The organism is Aquimarina acroporae (assembly GCF_023195925.1).
Classification (GTDB): Bacteria; Bacteroidota; Bacteroidia; order Flavobacteriales; family Flavobacteriaceae; genus Aquimarina; species Aquimarina acroporae.
In genome coordinates, this window is record NZ_JALPRE010000011.1 from 93891 (window position 1) to 110323 (window position 16433).

16 protein-coding genes are annotated in these 16433 nt (G+C 34.9%); 7 read left to right on the forward strand and 9 right to left on the reverse strand.

What is annotated here, in order from left to right; translation table 11 throughout:
* Window positions 1-11 precede the first annotated feature (11 nt).
* Entirely contained in the window at window positions 12-1589 is a 1578-nt protein-coding gene (locus tag M0D21_RS16170; RefSeq protein ID WP_248331426.1) for a solute:sodium symporter family transporter, read from the reverse strand.
* A 496-nt stretch (window positions 1590-2085) separates the two neighbouring features.
* Here M0D21_RS16170 and M0D21_RS16175 point away from each other — a divergent pair, with 496 nt between their 5' ends.
* Window positions 2086-2622 (forward strand): hypothetical protein, encoded by a 537-nt coding sequence (locus M0D21_RS16175; RefSeq protein ID WP_248331429.1) that lies wholly within the window; start codon window positions 2086-2088, stop codon window positions 2620-2622.
* 1 nt (window position 2623) lies between these two features.
* Window positions 2624-3115, forward strand: a complete 492-nt coding sequence (locus M0D21_RS16180) for a nuclear transport factor 2 family protein (protein ID WP_248331431.1) — start codon at window positions 2624-2626, stop codon at window positions 3113-3115.
* On the opposite strand, the gene M0D21_RS16185 is transcribed toward M0D21_RS16180, so the two are convergent.
* The 5 genes from M0D21_RS16185 to M0D21_RS16205 form a co-directional block, all read right to left on the reverse strand.
* Window positions 3112-3765 (reverse strand): HAD family hydrolase, encoded by a 654-nt coding sequence (locus M0D21_RS16185; RefSeq protein ID WP_248331433.1) that lies wholly within the window; start codon window positions 3763-3765, stop codon window positions 3112-3114. The two genes, M0D21_RS16180 and M0D21_RS16185, sit on opposite strands and share 4 nt — an antisense overlap.
* Before the next feature lie 10 nt (window positions 3766-3775).
* A complete protein-coding gene (locus tag M0D21_RS16190) occupies window positions 3776-6184 on the reverse strand; it encodes a TonB-dependent receptor plug domain-containing protein (protein WP_248331435.1) in 2409 nt (802 codons plus the stop codon).
* Between the two features lie 3 nt (window positions 6185-6187).
* The gene (gene recO / locus M0D21_RS16195; RefSeq protein WP_248331437.1) at window positions 6188-6907 is read right to left on the reverse strand and encodes a DNA repair protein RecO; all 720 of its coding nucleotides are present in this window, start codon (window positions 6905-6907) and stop codon (window positions 6188-6190) included.
* Window positions 6908-6981: 74 nt separating this feature from the next.
* On the reverse strand, window positions 6982-8325 hold the full coding sequence (gdhA, locus tag M0D21_RS16200) for an NADP-specific glutamate dehydrogenase (RefSeq protein WP_248331439.1): 1344 nt from the start codon (window positions 8323-8325) through the stop codon (window positions 6982-6984).
* 104 nt (window positions 8326-8429) lie between these two features.
* Window positions 8430-9569, reverse strand: a complete 1140-nt coding sequence (locus M0D21_RS16205) for a cystathionine gamma-synthase (RefSeq protein WP_248331441.1) — start codon at window positions 9567-9569, stop codon at window positions 8430-8432.
* Window positions 9570-9677: 108 nt separating this feature from the next.
* On the opposite strand from M0D21_RS16205, the gene M0D21_RS16210 reads away from it, so the two are divergent.
* Entirely contained in the window at window positions 9678-10457 is a 780-nt protein-coding gene (locus M0D21_RS16210) for a DUF3298 and DUF4163 domain-containing protein (protein ID WP_248331443.1), read from the forward strand.
* On the opposite strand, the gene M0D21_RS16215 is transcribed toward M0D21_RS16210, so the two are convergent.
* Window positions 10433-11947 (reverse strand): serine hydrolase domain-containing protein, encoded by a 1515-nt coding sequence (locus M0D21_RS16215; RefSeq protein WP_248331445.1) that lies wholly within the window; start codon window positions 11945-11947, stop codon window positions 10433-10435. The genes M0D21_RS16210 and M0D21_RS16215 overlap by 25 nt on opposite strands.
* A 22-nt stretch (window positions 11948-11969) precedes the next feature.
* Window positions 11970-12425, reverse strand: a complete 456-nt coding sequence (locus tag M0D21_RS16220) for a DinB family protein (RefSeq protein WP_248331447.1) — start codon at window positions 12423-12425, stop codon at window positions 11970-11972.
* 88 nt (window positions 12426-12513) lie between these two features.
* Between M0D21_RS16220 and M0D21_RS16225 the strand changes: the two genes are divergently transcribed.
* Both M0D21_RS16225 and M0D21_RS16230 read left to right on the forward strand, forming a co-directional pair.
* Entirely contained in the window at window positions 12514-12867 is a 354-nt protein-coding gene (locus tag M0D21_RS16225) for an arsenate reductase family protein (RefSeq protein ID WP_248331449.1), read from the forward strand.
* On the forward strand, window positions 12860-13753 hold the full coding sequence (locus tag M0D21_RS16230; RefSeq protein WP_248331451.1) for a DMT family transporter: 894 nt from the start codon (window positions 12860-12862) through the stop codon (window positions 13751-13753). Before M0D21_RS16225 ends, M0D21_RS16230 begins: the two co-directional genes overlap by 8 nt.
* Here M0D21_RS16230 and M0D21_RS16235 read toward each other — a convergent pair.
* Window positions 13745-14221, reverse strand: a complete 477-nt coding sequence (locus M0D21_RS16235) for an acyl-CoA thioesterase (RefSeq protein WP_248331454.1) — start codon at window positions 14219-14221, stop codon at window positions 13745-13747. The two genes, M0D21_RS16230 and M0D21_RS16235, sit on opposite strands and share 9 nt — an antisense overlap.
* Before the next feature lie 134 nt (window positions 14222-14355).
* Here M0D21_RS16235 and M0D21_RS16240 point away from each other — a divergent pair, with 134 nt between their 5' ends.
* Entirely contained in the window at window positions 14356-15357 is a 1002-nt protein-coding gene (locus M0D21_RS16240) for a bestrophin family protein (protein ID WP_248331456.1), read from the forward strand.
* Complete coding sequence (locus M0D21_RS16245; RefSeq protein ID WP_248331458.1) at window positions 15357-16319, forward strand: YheT family hydrolase; 963 nt, start codon at window positions 15357-15359, stop codon at window positions 16317-16319. The genes M0D21_RS16240 and M0D21_RS16245 overlap by 1 nt, the downstream gene beginning before the upstream one ends.
* Window positions 16320-16433 lie beyond the last annotated feature (114 nt).

A 16433-nucleotide genomic window follows, 5' to 3' on the forward strand; every position in this document is an offset into this window, starting at 1 on the left:
CGTTCAAAAAACTAAGAGAAATAGATGTACGTTCCTATCACAATAAAACATATAACGGCCCCCACAACCTTAACTGGTTTCCAAGGTGTGATATCGACTTCTTCGGTATATTGCTGTTCATAAGGCACCTCTCTAGGTTGTAGCATACCTATAAGTAACATAATAAGTACATTAACCACAAACAGAATTGCCATAACATGCAAGAAGTGCGGAAGTTTACCCTCAAGAACTGTAGCATCTAAAACCACATAAATAAGATATAAAATTGCACCTGAAACTATAGCAATTTTTGCAGCAATTGCAGGCACATTTTTGGTCAAATATCCCACGACTATAATGGTAAGAATAGGAATACTATAGCATCCATTCACTTGTTGCAAATAACTAAAGATACTTTCTGCGCTTTGTAAAAGAGGAGCGATAAACATTGCAAATAATGCCAATGCTATTCCGAAAAGCTTTCCTGCCTTTACTGTTTGTTTTTCGGTTGCTTCTTTATTGATGTATTCTTTGTAAATATCTATACCAAATAAGGTAACCGAACTATTTAATGCGCTATTGAATGAACTTAAAATAGCACCAAATAAGACTGCCGCAAAAAATCCAACTAATGACAATGGTAATACTTTACTTACCAATGTTGGATATGCTTCATCGGCCTTATCAAGAGTATCTCCAAACATGTGAAATGCTATAATACCAGGTAACACCACAATTAATGGTCCCAAAATTTTAATAAAAGAAGCTAATAACAATCCTTTTTGTCCCTCTTTCAGGTTTTTGGCACCCAAAGCTCTCTGAATTATAGCTTGGTTTGTTCCCCAATAAAATAACTGCACCAGCATCATACCCGTAAAAATAGTAGCAAATGGCACTGAGGCTTTGCTATCACCTATAGAATCAAATTTTTCTGGATTGTCTCTAAACAACGTCGCCAAACCATCTCCTATACTTCCGTCACCAATTTCTAACAGTCCAAAAACAGGAATCATAATTCCACCTATAAGCAGTCCTATTGCATTTATTGTATCTGAAACGGCAACGGCTTTTAATCCACCAAAAATTGCATAAATCGATCCTATAATACCGATCCCGAAAACGCAAATCCAAATTGCTGCACTTTTAGACACACCCAATAAACCAGGAACATCAAACATGGTACTCAATGCCAGGGAACCCGTATATAAAACGATAGGTAACAATACAATTGCATATCCAGTAAGAAACAGACCAGAAGCTATAGCCTTGGTCGTAGTATCATACCTGCGTTCCAAAAACTGAGGTACCGTAGTAAGACCCCCTTTTAAATATCTAGGCAATAAAAACACCGCCGTAATTACCATGGCAATAGCTGCCAATGTTTCCCATGCCATCACCAATATACCTTCAGAAAAAGCACTACCATTAAGACCTACAATTTGCTCTGTAGATAGATTCGTTAATAACAGCGAACCTGCTATCGTAATTGCAGAGAGACTTCTTCCGGCTAGGAAGTATCCATCGGAAGTATTTTCATCTGTTTTTCTGGTAGAAAGATAAGCTATGACACCCACCAATAAGGTGAAGCCCAGGAAGGAAAGTATACCCATGATCTGTGTTTTTGAATTTTAAATATAGACGAATTATTTTAATTTATTGTTAATCTTATGCTGTTACATTTTATCTAGTTTATGCTCGCCATAGGTCCCAATACTCAATTAATACGCAATAATTCAACTACATAAATAAAAACCATAGACATATCTATGAGTAAAAAAAGATGATTTTGACTACATTAGAAATGTTAATTTTTACTAAAAATGAAATTTGGCCGTAAAATCTAAGGTTATACTCCAGATATTTGCGGTCGAAATACGAGCTTAGATGCATCTTAAAAAAACATCTCTCTTTTTAGAGAAAATAGGATATAAAAAGCTACCCGAATTTTAACCAATTTTACTTATGCATTTGCGAGACCTCAAGTAGTTTTCTACTCGAGGTCTTTTGCCTTTTCTTTTATTTTGAAAAAGAAAAATTAAAATTCGTGCATGTTATTTCAATTGTCATAAATACCCTATTTTTGAGTCATTATTAATAAAAACTATAATGAGATTATTTCTTTTCTTAGCAATTGCAACCCTTTGTTTTTCATGTAAACAAGAAATTAATACCAATACCAATCAAGAGGTTGTTGCAGTTCAATTAGACAGTTTATCTAAGCAACAGATATCTTTAGATTTGCTTAAACTTTCTTCTCAAGCAGAGAAAGATCTCGAAAGTTTTGAAGATTTTCACAACTTAAGAAACCTAGCAAAAACGCTACATACTTCTAATTCTTTTTATGTAAGAAAATATGCTGACAGTGTAGAGGTTTTAATTCAAACTTTTGAAGAAAACCTTACTGAAGATTTAAAAGTGAACCCTATTAATTCAAGAATTACTATACTTCTGACTGAATCGGGCTTATTGCGACAAGAATCTGCAAAAAAGAATCCGGATTCTGTGAAGATTATGAACGCAAACAGACAATTCTTGAAAGCTTACAACAGTCTAATAATTCAACTTAACGAATTATCTCTAGCCATACCAGAAAATATTGAAAAAGAACTCTTAAGAGATCTTGGAGACGACAAAAACGAATAATATGAAAAACTACATCACAGTATTCTTTATTGCTATTTGTAGCGTTGGATTTGCTCAAGAAAAAGCAAACATTGATAAAGTCGTAAGTGCATGGCATAAGGCCGCTGCCGATGCTAATTTTGAGCAGTATTTTGGTTTAATGACAGATAATGCTATTTTCATTGGAACCGATGCTAACGAAAATTGGACAAACGAAGAATTTAAAGCTTTTGCCAAACCTTATTTCGATCGAGGGAAAGCCTGGAGCTTTACTCACTTGGAAAGAAATATTTTCATAAAAAAAGAGGCCAATATTGCCTGGTTTGATGAGCTACTAGACACTCAAATGGGGATTTGTCGTGGTAGTGGAGTGCTTCAAAAAACCAGTGACGGATGGAAAATACAACACTACGTACTCTCGATTGCAATTCCTAACGATAATGTAACCGAAATCACTGCACTTAAGAAAAAGTTTGACGATAATCTTATAAGCAAACTAAGACAAAAGAATTAAAAGAAGTATTTATGAAATGCTTCCAGATTTGTAAAGCAATGCTCTGCCCCATGGCCCAAAAGCTGTGGCTTATTTCTATCGCCGATCCCAATAAATTCTAGTGATAAATTTTGTGCAGTTTTAAGATCCCAAAGACCATCGCCTAAGGATACAATACGATCGAATTTATCCATCTGGTAGAATGTTTTAGCTCTTTCTATCGCATCGAGCACAAAGCCTTCTCTAGATTCATGAGTTTTTGAAGTAGCCAACACCTTTTCGTCATACCATAGATCACATTGTCCTAATTTAAGCATAGAAGGTTTTGGAAGTGCACCGGTAGCAAAACAAAATGGTATTTCCTCAGTCTTCAAAAAAGAAAGTAATTCGCGTGCTCCTTGAATTTCTTTAACCCTATCAAATTTCTGCATTTCTTCAACCAGGTTATTCTCAAAATCCTCTAACAAACCCTTAGGCATTTCTGATTCAAAATTACGCTCATAATTATACCGCAGCGCATAACTATCGGTATGGTGCTTATAATTATTATAATCGGTATCAATATCTGTAATACCCAATGATAATAGCGATTTTGTCACAGAAATAAGATACATAGGAACACTATCTGTAAGTGTGCCGTCTATGTCGAAAATAAAAAGGTTATTTTTCAAAAAAATAAGATTAAAACGAATATTTTAACGATGCAATAAGGTTTCTACCTGCTCCCGCGATTCCCGATGAGTAAGGCCTATACCTTTGATCGGTAATATTTTCTAAAGAAAAAACTCCTGTTAGCTTTTTAGTAAAATGATATTTTGTTCTCAGATTAAGCGTATACCAAGACGGAGAATACGGATTTCCATTTTCGTCTCTTGCATATAAAAAGTCATTATTCTGTTGTGAAGGTGCCAGGTCCTCAAAATCAAATGTTCCATTATAATTTGCAAATGCACTTACCATTAATCGTTTGTTATTAAATGTAAGGCTTGTATTTCCAAACTGTGGTGATACATGTCTAGAAGGCGTAATTGCTCCATCATCTAACTCTTCTTCACCGCCTGTAAACGTATATTGAGATGCAAATTCAATTTGATCTGTAAACTGATATTTAAGTCCTGCTTCAAAACCATATATTCTGGTTCTAGCAGCATTTTGAATTGCTTGTACATTACTTAATTCTCCTCCAAAAAGAATTTCGGTCTCCCCATTTAGATTAAAATCTCTTCGTACCAAAGCATTATCAAGATAGGTATAATATGTGGCGAGGTCTAAAGAGAATTTCTTCCCTAGATTCGCACTTAAACCAAGCTCGGCATTATACGCATACTCAGGTTTTAGATCTGGATTTGGCACTACAACTGACCCGGGTTCAGAATCAAATATTTTCCCAACGTCGTCAATATTTGGAGCTCTAAACGCAGTTGAGAAATTTAATTTCCATTGCAGGATATCGTTTGGTAACCAACTTAAACCTGCAGTTCCTGTAACGGCATCTGTATCAATATTGGCTTCGTTGAACGGAAAATCGAAAAATTCATCGTCAAACTGTGAATACAAAATAATTCTGTTATACCGTAGACCTCCTTGAAATCTCAACTTTTCGCTAAAGTTATTGTTAATGCTAAAATAGGCCGCAATCGATTGCCAGGTAGAACCATCTGGGTAACGAGAAGGTGCTCTGGTCACATTACCTGTTTCAACATTTTGCTGAGAGCCATCAGAAAATACATTATTCAATATATATTCTAACCCATAATACATAGAGATTTTATCTCCATACTTCTTTTCGAAATCAAAATTAATAGAATATACATCTACCTGTTCTTTGGTTCTTTCCAATGTAGTACTACCAAAATTACGATCATTTCTACTTTCTTCGAAGTATTGATACGCCGCTGCAATTTTCATTTTGTCATAAAATCGATTTCCAGATTTTTGCGCCACATGCAAATTTCCCATAAACCATTTCTGTGGACCATAGTACCACTCTGCAGATCTCAAGTTCCCATCTGTATGTCTAATTAAGCGATCATACCTAGGATAATCTGAAGTTGTGGTATAAATCAGGCTTGCGTTAAAATCCCAGACCTCATTGGGCGTGTAATGTATTTTTTGAAGAAAATTTACCTGATCATACCCTGTAAACACCTGTTCTTCGGGGTCTTCATTTTGTACAACAGTATCTACTCCATTTACGGTAGTAACAAATTCATTTCTCAAATAGTCGTCTGGACCATGACTTCCCATTTTAAGATCATCAAAATCGGTGTAGCTCACGCTTGTTAGAAAGGCCCATTTTTCTAGCCCAACATTAAGATCAAAATGACCTGTCATTTCGTTACTGGCACTAGCATATCTAGCAAATGCGTTTCCGCTAACAATATTTTTACCTCTAATACCAAATTTAGGCTGAGCTGTGTAAAAATTCATCACCCCTCCAACAGCATCACTACCATACACCACAGATCCAGGTCCGAGTATAACCTCTGTTCTATCTATGGTAAAAGGATCTATAGCTATTACATTTTGCACATTTCCACCTCTAAAAATTGCGGTGTTCATACGCACACCATCTACTGTTATCAGCAATCTGTTGGTTGAAAACCCTCTTATGATTGGGCTTCCTCCTCCCAATTGACTCTTCTGTATAAAAACCTGACCACTGCTTTGCAAGAGGTCGGCAGAGGTTTGGGGAGTCGCCAAAGCAATCTCTTCTGTAGAAATACTTACTATTTTTTGGGCTATATCCTTTTTGTCCTGCTCCCATTTTGAAACCGAAATAACCACTTCTGAAAGCTGATTTTCATCGATGTCTAAATAAACGACATTTCCTGCCTTAATGATTTCAGATTTTGTGATCTGAAAAGGCTTATGAGCGACATGAACAAAATATAAAATTTCTGTATCTGAGAATTTAGAAATATCGGCCATACCATCAAAATTGGTAATAGTACTTTCTGTTTTTTCAGCATTAGAAATAACAGCATTAGGCACTGGATCATTTGAAGAAGCGCTCACCACATAAATTTGTTGAGCCATCGCAAATGAAGAAAATAATAAACAGAATAAGGCCGATATAAATATGCGCATTATCTAAGTGAAAATTTCGTTCAAAACCGAAAGTGATTTTGGTTTCTTAAAACCGTGCAAATGTAACTCAAAATATACTAATAACATAGTTAGAATCTCACTTCGCGTGTTCTTCGACAATCTTATATTCATACTCCCCTCAAATGTTGTGCCTAAAAACTCTTTGAATTTAGAAATATGATTCCCAGAGACACAATATATGTTGGTATCTTCAGACTGAAATATACCTTCCTGCATATTGAAACAGTCGTCATTAAGATTTGAGTCATCTGGGTAAAAACCAAGATATTGCGTAAGCTTTGTAAGAAAGGCTATATGAAAATTCCCAATAGTGTCGTGCGTATCCAACCATAGAATTGTGGTTTGCAAGTACTCAAAAAGATCTAAATTTGCTTCTTCTTCCTGGATAGAGCTCTTTAGAATATCGGAAATAAAAAAGACCAACGCACTTTTTATCACATCGGTATGCAGAGAAGCATAATGGCTTAATACTCTTGCATCTTTAATACGCTCCAGAGTTCCTTTGTTTCTGTGAGAAGCCTCTATTTCTAAAATCGTTAAAGGTTGAAAAAAAGAAGCTCGTATCTTTCCCCGTTTCGATTTAAGTACCCCTTTTTGAATATAAGTTTGAAGCCCATTGGTTTTGGTAAACAAAGTCACTATTAGATCGGCTTCACTGTATCGCAAAGAATGAATAACTATAGCTGGAGAATTGATCATCATAATTGCACGAAAATAACTAAAAAAAGCCGTTCAAAATATTGAACGGCTTCTCAATAATCTCTTAAATTTATGTCTTAGATCACTCCTTGCGCAAGCATTGCATCAGCAACCTTTACAAATCCGGCAATATTGGCTCCTTTTACATAGTCTACATACCCATTTTCATCGGTACCGTATTCTAAACAAGCTTTATGAATATCACCCATAATCTGTTTCAATTTATCATCTACCTCTTCTCTAGTCCAATTGAAACGTAAAGAGTTTTGTGTCATCTCTAGTCCAGATGTCGCTACTCCACCAGCATTTGACGCTTTACCAGGAGCAAAGAAAATTTTGGCATCATGAAAAGCCGAAATTGCCTCTGGTGTACTTGGCATGTTTGCTCCTTCACTCACACAAACACAACCATTTGCTATAAGTGTTTTGGCATCATCACCATTTAACTCATTTTGAGTAGCACAAGGTAATGCTATATCACATTTTTCTCCCCAAGGAGTTTTTCCTTTATGGAAAACTGCTCCAGGATATTTCTCAACATATTCATGAATACGCCCACGTCTCACATTTTTAAGCTCCATCACGAACTCAAGTTTCTCCTGGTCGATACCATCTTTATCATAGATGTATCCTGAAGAGTCTGAAAGAGTCACAACTTTAGCTCCTAATTGTGTTGCTTTTTCTGTAGCAAATTGAGCGACATTTCCTGACCCAGATACGGTTACTACTTTTCCTTCGAAACTATCTCCCTTGGTCTCCAGCATATTTTGAGCAAAATACACTGCTCCATATCCTGTAGCTTCAGGTCTAATTAATGATCCTCCCCAAGTAATTCCTTTTCCGGTAAGTACTCCTGTAAATTCATTCTTCATTCTTCTATATTTTCCGAACAAGAATCCGATTTCACGAGTTCCTACACCTATATCTCCTGCTGGAACATCGGTATTTGGACCAATATGTCTATACAACTCACTCATGAAACTATGGCAAAAACGCATTACTTCGGCATCAGATTTACCTTTAGGGTCAAAATCTGAACCTCCTTTACCACCTCCCATAGGCAGTGTAGTTAAGCTATTTTTGAAAACTTGCTCAAAAGCTAAAAACTTAAGAATACTTAAGTTCACCGAAGGGTGAAAACGAAGTCCACCTTTATATGGACCAATTGCAGAATTCATCTGTATTCTGTATCCTCTATTGACATGAATCTCGCCTTGATCATCTACCCATGGCACACGAAACATGATTACCCTTTCTGGCTCTACCATTCTTAAGAGAATGTTTTTACCGTTATAAATATCGTTTGCCGCAATGTAAGGAATTACAGTTTCTGCTACCTCTTGTACGGCTTGTAAGAACTCTGGCTCATACTGGTTACGAGCTCTTACTTCTTCCATAAATGCATCAATCTTTGCTTGCATATGTTAAAAGGATTAATAGATTCTTATTTGATAACTAAAATTTGGACTCAAAGATATGATATTCCCAAAATATTAGGTCTATTTTTTTGAATTTAATAATTAATTTAACCTATTGCTTGTTCCAAATCCGCAATTAGGTCATCTACATCTTCAATACCTACACTCAATCTTATTAATGAATCAACTACACCTATCTTTTCACGGTCTTCTTTTGGAATAGATGCGTGCGTCATACTAGCCGGGTGTCCAGCAAGACTTTCTACACCACCAAGTGACTCTGCCAAAGTAAAAATCTTGAGGTTTTCTACAATTTTAATAGCATTGTTATAATCACTGCCCTTGGTAACAAATGAAATCATACCACCAAAACCATCCATTTGCTCTCTAGCAACATTATGATTTGGATGATCTTCAAAACCTGGCCAGTATACTTTTTCTATTTTAGGGTGATTCTTTAAATACGTAGCAATGGCCTCTCCATTTTCGCAATGACGTTGCATACGAATGTGTAAGGTTTTAATTCCTCGTAGTGCCAAGAAACTATCCTGAGGACCACATACTGCTCCACTTGCGTTTTGAATAAAATATAGTTTTTTGGCAATAGCATCATCTTTTACGATAAGCGCTCCCATGACCAAATCACTATGCCCTCCTATATATTTAGTCGCACTATGCATTACAATATCTGCTCCCAAATCTAATGGTCTTTGTAAATAAGGTGTAGCAAAAGTATTGTCTACGGCCAACAGCAAGTTATATTTTTTTGAAACCCCAGCAACAGCCTTGATGTCTATAATATTCATCATAGGATTTGTAGGTGTTTCTACCCAAATTAATTTTGTATTATTGTTGATGTAACTCTCTATTTTTTCAGCCTTTTCCATCCCGATAAAATGGAACTTGATTCCAAAATCCTCAAAAATTTTGGTAAACAATCTATAGGTGCCACCATAAAGGTCATTGGTAGAAATAACTTCATCTCCAGGTTTCAATAATTTAATTACAGCATCGATAGCTGCCAGTCCCGAGCCAAAGGCTAAACCATGTTTTCCGTTTTCAATACTTGCCAAAGCATTTTCTAGAGCCTGACGGGTTGGATTATGTGTTCTACTGTATTCAAATCCTTTATGCCCACCTGGAGTGGTCTGAGCATATGTCGAGGTTTGATAAATGGGAGGCATTACCGCTCCATAAGCTGGATCGTGTTGCTGACCTCCATGTATAGTTTTTGTATTAAATTTCATTTAAATTTTTACAAGAAAAAAAATAACTTGTTCATTTTTATGTTAAAAAACTGAACAAATGTATGATTTAATTCGTTCTAATCACATTTCAATGAATATCTTTAGTAGATGATTAACACAAAACCTAACAGACCTTTTTTATTGTATTTTTTTCTATGGGTTGCAGTTGCTTTTCAAGCGTGTACCACTAATGAAACATTCACATTTGAAAAACAAAAAATAGCCACAGAAACACTTCTAGATTGCAAGAAAAAAGAATGTGCTTCCATTAAAATAAACCTTGTTCAAGTATTGGATAATGCTCCGGCTTGTAAAACTATGAATAGTGAAATTGAGAAAGCTGCTTGTTCTGTCTTAACTATAGAAGAAGATCAATCTTATAGCAATATTGATCAAGCTATTAAGGAATTTAATCAATCATATGAAGATGCCAGTAATGAGTTTCCAGAAGAAATCCCTCCCTATGAAGCTACGGTAGATTGTGAATTAAGTTTTCAGTGTAAAACTATGATTTCTGTTCTAATGGATTCTTATATTTTCACAGGCGGAGCACATGGATACGGTGCTGTATCCTTCATTAATCTGGACACTAAAACCGGAAAACCTATCAAAAACAAAGATCTCTTTAAGGACTATTCGGTTTTTATGGAGTATGCTGAGCGCGTATTTAGATCAAAATACGAAATCCTACAGAATGAGTCTATTAATAGTACGGGGTTCTTTTTTGACAATGATACATTTGCTCTTCCAGAAAATATTGGCATTACCAATACCGAGGTTATCCTATATTATAATGCCTATGAAATAAGTTCCTATGCTGAAGGACCTATAGAAATCAAAATAAACAAACAAGACGCTGCTTCCTATTTTGCATTTGACATCTTGTAATCTGGTTTGTTTTTTTTAATCCAATTCTCTGCCTCAGAAGTGTACCAATTTCTGGAGAAATTATTGGCTTCTACAATATTCTTAAAGTAGTAAAAGGCCTTACCTTCATTTCCTCTTCTACTATAATAAGTCCCCAAATACATATTCAAATAAGGATTTTGAGGATCATCTTTTAAAAGTTTATGCCCAATCTCTTCAATTTGTCTATCAAAATCGTTAAACGATTCTAAGTCTCTATAAAAAGCCACATCTTTAAGGAAAGAAAGTGTATGCATTAAATTTAGATCTGCATAATCATGATAGTTTGGATGATCGGTAAAAACCTTTTTCAGCACTATCTTACTAGTTTCCATTTCTTGAAGATCAAACCTAGACATAAAAGAAGATGCCAAAGCTTGTGCAAGAAGCTTTTTCCTGTAAAAATTCTCATTTTCGAGCTTTTTTTTGGTCTCTAGTGATTTTTCAGTTTCTAAAAGCCTCATAGTAGAATCTTCAATACTATAATTCTTCAAAAAACTTAATGCAAAGAGTGAAGAAGTCACATCTCCATAAATCAACCTCGCCGGATCACTCATTAAATTATTATTTGCAAGTAAGGTAAGTGTCAAATTCTTTGAAGGTATTTTAAGTAAAAGACTTGAGTAACAATCATATTGCCCATATGCCCAGATTAGTCTAGTGCCATTAAACGTCTGACTAAAAATTCCATAGCCATATGGCAAGGAATCATGCAATCCCGAAAACATCTTCTCCTTTGAAGTTTTTGTGATAAGCGTATTGTTATCTAAAGCATTATTAAAAATAGCTAAATCTTCTAAATTGGTAATGATCCCAGCAGAAGCAGAATACCCATAATCAACAAAACCATCTTTAATTCCATCTTCAATAAAATAAGGCTTTACCAATAGAAGGTTATTTTTAGCAACCTGTAATGAATCTTTTAATAAATATGTGTTTTTTAAACCCAACGGCTCTACTATTTCAGACTGCAAATACTCCTCAAAAGAAGTTCCCGAAGCCTTTTCAATTACATTGGTAAGCATTCCAAATCTAAAACTATAATAAAAATACTCTCCGATTTCATCTCCTTGTGAGGTATGGGATAAAATATGTTTTATCTGAATTGGTTTTTCTATAGGTAATTCTGGAAAGTACTTGGTAAGTGAATCTTCCAAAGAAAGTTTTCCTTGTTCAACTAACTTCAATAGTAAAACACCTGAAAAAACTTTGGTTAACGAAGCAATAGGAAACAATGTTTCTTCATTTAGCTTGGTTTGTGAATTCAAGTCAGAATACCCCATATATTCCTCTTGAATTATCTCGCCTTCTTTTTCAACAGAAATTGCCAATCCTGGAATTTGAAAATACTCCTTTAGCTCAGTTATTTCTTCAATGAATTTTTTTGAAGCGTCAAATTCTTGTTCTTTTTCCTGATTACATGCGGCAAGAACCAACACTATGGATACAAAAAACAACAAGAATTTTTTCATAACTAACTATTAAAATGTCTAATTATAATGCCTTTTTCAAAGCCAATACATATCCTAAGTGGATACCTTCATGAAAATTATTAAAATTCATAGCATCTTCAACAGACTTTAGTACAAAACCTGTGCTTGTAGGGTACTCCTGAAAACTTTTAAAAACTCCAGCCTCAATATCCTTTTCTGTCTGATCTAAGGTGGCAAACAATAATGATTTTACTTTATCCACTTCTTCCTGTGACACTATACCTTCTGCCTGAGTTCCCTTTCTGTATTTGGCCACCATTTCATCACTTACCATCATTGGTAATCCGCTCAATTTATATACCAATAATTGCTGGGTTACCACAACATGGGCGACATTCCAAATTAGGTTGTTTTTAAAACCTTCGGGAACTGTATTGAGTTGTTCTAAGGTATGCGCATTTAAAATTTTCTCTAATAATCGACGGTTAGTTCTTGTAATTTCTAAAAGATGTTGCATGAAGTTCTTAATTTTTAGCCAAAAATATGAGTTTTAATTCTTAAATGAATTTCCTTTGTGATGATTTTGACACTTAATATTACCATCTGTGAAAAAAATATATCATCTTTCTACTTGTGACACTTGCAAACGAATTATCAACGAATTAAATCTTCCTTCAGATTTTATATTGCAGGATATTAAAACCGATTCGATTACTACCGATCAAATAGAAGAAATGCATGAACTTGCCGGGAGTTATGAAGCTTTATTTAGCAAAAGAGCAAGATTGTATAAAGAACGAGATCTTAAGAATCAGAGTTTAACCGAAGAAGATTTTAAAAATCTCATTCTTGAACATTATACGTTTTTAAAACGTCCGGTAACACTGTTTGAAGGGCAAATTTTTGTAGGAAACAGCAAAAAAGTGGTCGAAGCTACAAAACAGGCTATTCATGGATAAAAGAACCGCAGCATTACTCGCCGCTTTTGGTGCGAGTTTGATCTATGCGGTTAATCATACCGTTGCCAAGGGACTAATGCCTACCTATATTAAACCCTTTGGGTTTATTTTTCTAAGAGTAATAGGTGCAGCAGTCTTATTTTGGTTGGCATCGGTCTGGGCCCCCAAGCAAAAGATAGAACGTAGTGATTGGCCCAGAATTTTGGGTTGTACCATTTTTGGTATGGTTATAAATATGCTTATGTTCTTCAAAGGGCTACAACTTTCTACTCCTATAAACAGTTCGGTAATGATTACCATATCACCCATTATGGTTTTCATACTCTCTGCCATTTTCATTAAAGAGAAAATTACGTTTCTAAGAACTATTGGCATACTTCTGGGGTTTGCTGGTGCATTAGGGCTTATACTTTTTGGAGCCGAAATACGCCAGGATGCTCCAAATATTCCTTTGGGGAATACTTTATTTATTATTAATGCTGCCTCCTATGCCATTTATCTGGTCATGGTAAAACCTTTAACGGCCAAATATCACTCCTTTACGTTAATGAAGTGGTTTTTTCTTTTGGCTGTGGTAATAAATTTCCCAATTACCATTTCTGAATTTAATGAGGTAGAATGGAGCTCTTTACCCTTTGATGTTATCTGGAAAATGGTATTTGTGGTAGTGGGCACCACCTTTTTTACTTACCTATTAAATGTATTTGCTTTAAAAACATTGAAAGCATCTACCATAGGAGCATTCATATATTTACAGCCCTTATTAGCCATAAGTTTTGCTATGGCCATGGGTGCAGATTCTTTAAATCTGGTGAAGATAGTATCTGCTGTTCTGGTATTTATAGGAGTATATCTGGTAACTAAAAAGCCAAAGACTTTAGCTTAGATCTACTGGCTTTTTATTAAATCTTCTCGTATCCTCTTTGGTAAGGGTTCTAAAATCTGAAGGGCGCTCAATCTTTTCCATAAGCTTGCTTAAATCTTCGGGAAGTGGGATTAATTTTCTTGTACCCAGATCCATCCAAGCTCCCATCATTTCACATTGCGCAAAATTTCTTCCTTTGTGATCATAGAAATTATGCCTGAATTCGAAAAACATTCCATCTTCACTCAACCCTGAAATTTCTAATGAAACTTTTACCGGCGGTCCATAAAAAACCTCTTTGAAATAATAAATATGTTCATAAAAAACCACTGGACCAATATTTAATTTACCTAGTAGTCTTCTATCAAAACCATGTTCTGCCAAAAAAGACATACGTGTATGCGCTGCAAATTCAATATATGCCTTGTTAGCTAAATGTCGATTTGCATCGATATCATTCCATCTTATTTCAAAGTCTTTTATATACATAAGCGTTGATTTAATATTACAAAAATACGAAACATTTTATTATGCGTGCATAATAAAATACACTATTCATATCAAAATCGTTTAAGGTTTTGAAAACCAATATGGTCTTCTTATTTTAGAAAAAAATATCACACATGTACATTAAAAGAAATATCGGTTGGGGTTTAATTCTAAGATTTGGGTGGAAAAATATCTTGTTTTTTGTTTTTTACGCTGCATTTATTTTTTCATTGTATTATTTCTTAAACTTAACTTTTATTGACATTCCCTTTCAGCCCTTATCGGTCATTGGTATTGCCGTAGCTTTTTATATTGGCTTTAAAAATAGTCAGAGTTATGACCGTTTTTGGGAAGGACGTAAAATTTGGGGTGGCATTGTAAACTATTCCAGAACTTGGGCCAATCAAGTGCTTTGTCTTATTGATGATGATCACCAAACCAAAAGTATTTTAATACATCGCCATATTGCTTGGATAAATGCTTTGAGAATACAACTGCGGCAACCTACTTCTTTTTCTATCAAAGAGAATTCGTCTGTAGAAAGTTTATTTAAGAAACATGGAGAACAACAACCAGCTTGTGATGCCACTAAACAATTTGTTCCCCAAGAAGAATATGAGGATCTTTTAAGCCGTAAAAATACTGCCACTCATATTGTAAAAAATCAAGGGCTTCATCTTAAGAAATTATCTAAAGAAGGTAAAATTACCGAATTCGACAAGCAACTCTTACATGCTGTTCTTGAAGAACTTTATAATTTACAGGGTAAATGCGAACGAATTAAAAACACTCCTTTCCCCAGGCAGTATGCTTATTTTAGTACAGTTTTCACCTGGATTTTTGTACTACTTCTTCCCTTTGGAATGCTGAATGTATTCGAAGCAGAATTAGCCAATATGCCCGATGAAATACAACGTTGGTTTATCTTTTTAATGATCCCACTATCGGTATTGGTATCTTGGATTTTTACAACTATGGAAAAAATTGGAAGTAATAGCGAAGACCCTTTTGAAGGTCGTGTAAACGATGTTCCTATGACAGCGTTATGCAGAACTATAGAAATAGATTTACGAGACATGCTAGACGAAGACAACCTTCCAGAAAAAATAAAACCTAAAGATAACATCTTGTATTAATGCCAATTATTCCATCTTCTTATTCTCCACCATTTCTATTTAAAAATGGCCATTTTTCGACTATTTATCCAAATCTTTTGAGAAAAGTTAAGGGCGTTCAGCAAAAGCGTGAACGGGTAGAATTGGCTGATGGTGATTTTATTGATATAGACTGGAGTTATGCTTCTTCTGCAACTCAAAAAGTATCGATAATTATTCACGGGTTAGAAGGTAATGCCCAACGGCAATACATGGTAGGTCTTGCCAAACATCTTAACCAAAACCAATGGGATACTGCATTGGTCAACTTACGAAACTGTAGTGGTGAGGTAAATCGTTTATATCGGTCCTACAATGCCGGAGTGACCGAGGACCTTTCTGAAATTATCGATCACATTCTTAAAACTAAAAATTATACCAGCATTTCACTTTGTGGTTTTAGTCTAGGTGGTAATTTGGTTCTAAAGTATTTAGGAGAAAATGACAATCTTCCGTCCCAGATAAAAGCGGCTGTTGCAGTTTCTGCGCCTTGCGATCTATATAATTCTCTACTTGAAATCAACAAACCCAAAAACATCATCTACCAGCAAAGATTCATAAAACACCTTAAAGCTAAATTAATAGACAGGCAAGCTGTTTTTCAAGATCATATTAGCAAAGAAGAAATTAAGGCATGTACTTCATTAATTGATATTGATAATTTATACACTAGTAGAGCACATGGATATAAAGATGCACTAGACTATTATGCCAAATGCAGTAGTAAACAATTTCTTCCTAACATAAATATTCCTACGCTACTTATAAATGCTAAGAATGATTCATTTTTGGGCTCAGAATGTTATCCTTTGCAGGAAGCTAGAGAAAATGAGAGTTTCTTCTTGAAAATACCAGATTATGGAGGACATGTAGGATTTTATTCTCCGGGAAACACATACTACAACGAGGTTGTAACCTTAGAATTCTTCGAAAAAATGAGTTAATTAAGAACGCTACAATAGGTTTTTTCTTACATAATCATTTTTTTAAACGAACGTTAAGCCTATGTTAATGTTTTATAAAGAATTTTCAAGCGCCTCATCGAAAAACTTTTTTTT

Excerpts from the sequence above, each read along its gene's own strand:
- M0D21_RS16235 (WP_248331454.1), bottom strand. The coding sequence starts at position 14,221 with ATGTATATAAAAGACTTTGAAATAAGATGGAATGATATCGATGCAAAT.
- M0D21_RS16190 (WP_248331435.1), bottom strand. The coding sequence starts at position 6,184 with ATGCGCATATTTATATCGGCCTTATTCTGTTTATTATTTTCTTCATTT.
- M0D21_RS16210 (WP_248331443.1), top strand. The coding sequence starts at position 9,678 with ATGATTAACACAAAACCTAACAGACCTTTTTTATTGTATTTTTTTCTA.
- M0D21_RS16220 (WP_248331447.1), bottom strand. The coding sequence starts at position 12,425 with ATGCAACATCTTTTAGAAATTACAAGAACTAACCGTCGATTATTAGAG.
- M0D21_RS16230 (WP_248331451.1), top strand. The coding sequence starts at position 12,860 with ATGGATAAAAGAACCGCAGCATTACTCGCCGCTTTTGGTGCGAGTTTG.
- M0D21_RS16175 (WP_248331429.1), top strand. The coding sequence starts at position 2,086 with ATGAGATTATTTCTTTTCTTAGCAATTGCAACCCTTTGTTTTTCATGT.
- M0D21_RS16180 (WP_248331431.1), top strand. The coding sequence starts at position 2,624 with ATGAAAAACTACATCACAGTATTCTTTATTGCTATTTGTAGCGTTGGA.
- M0D21_RS16205 (WP_248331441.1), bottom strand. The coding sequence starts at position 9,569 with ATGAAATTTAATACAAAAACTATACATGGAGGTCAGCAACACGATCCA.
- recO (WP_248331437.1), bottom strand. The coding sequence starts at position 6,907 with ATGATGATCAATTCTCCAGCTATAGTTATTCATTCTTTGCGATACAGT.
- M0D21_RS16240 (WP_248331456.1), top strand. The coding sequence starts at position 14,356 with ATGTACATTAAAAGAAATATCGGTTGGGGTTTAATTCTAAGATTTGGG.
- M0D21_RS16215 (WP_248331445.1), bottom strand. The coding sequence starts at position 11,947 with ATGAAAAAATTCTTGTTGTTTTTTGTATCCATAGTGTTGGTTCTTGCC.
- gdhA (WP_248331439.1), bottom strand. The coding sequence starts at position 8,325 with ATGCAAGCAAAGATTGATGCATTTATGGAAGAAGTAAGAGCTCGTAAC.
- M0D21_RS16170 (WP_248331426.1), bottom strand. The coding sequence starts at position 1,589 with ATGGGTATACTTTCCTTCCTGGGCTTCACCTTATTGGTGGGTGTCATA.
- M0D21_RS16245 (WP_248331458.1), top strand. The coding sequence starts at position 15,357 with ATGCCAATTATTCCATCTTCTTATTCTCCACCATTTCTATTTAAAAAT.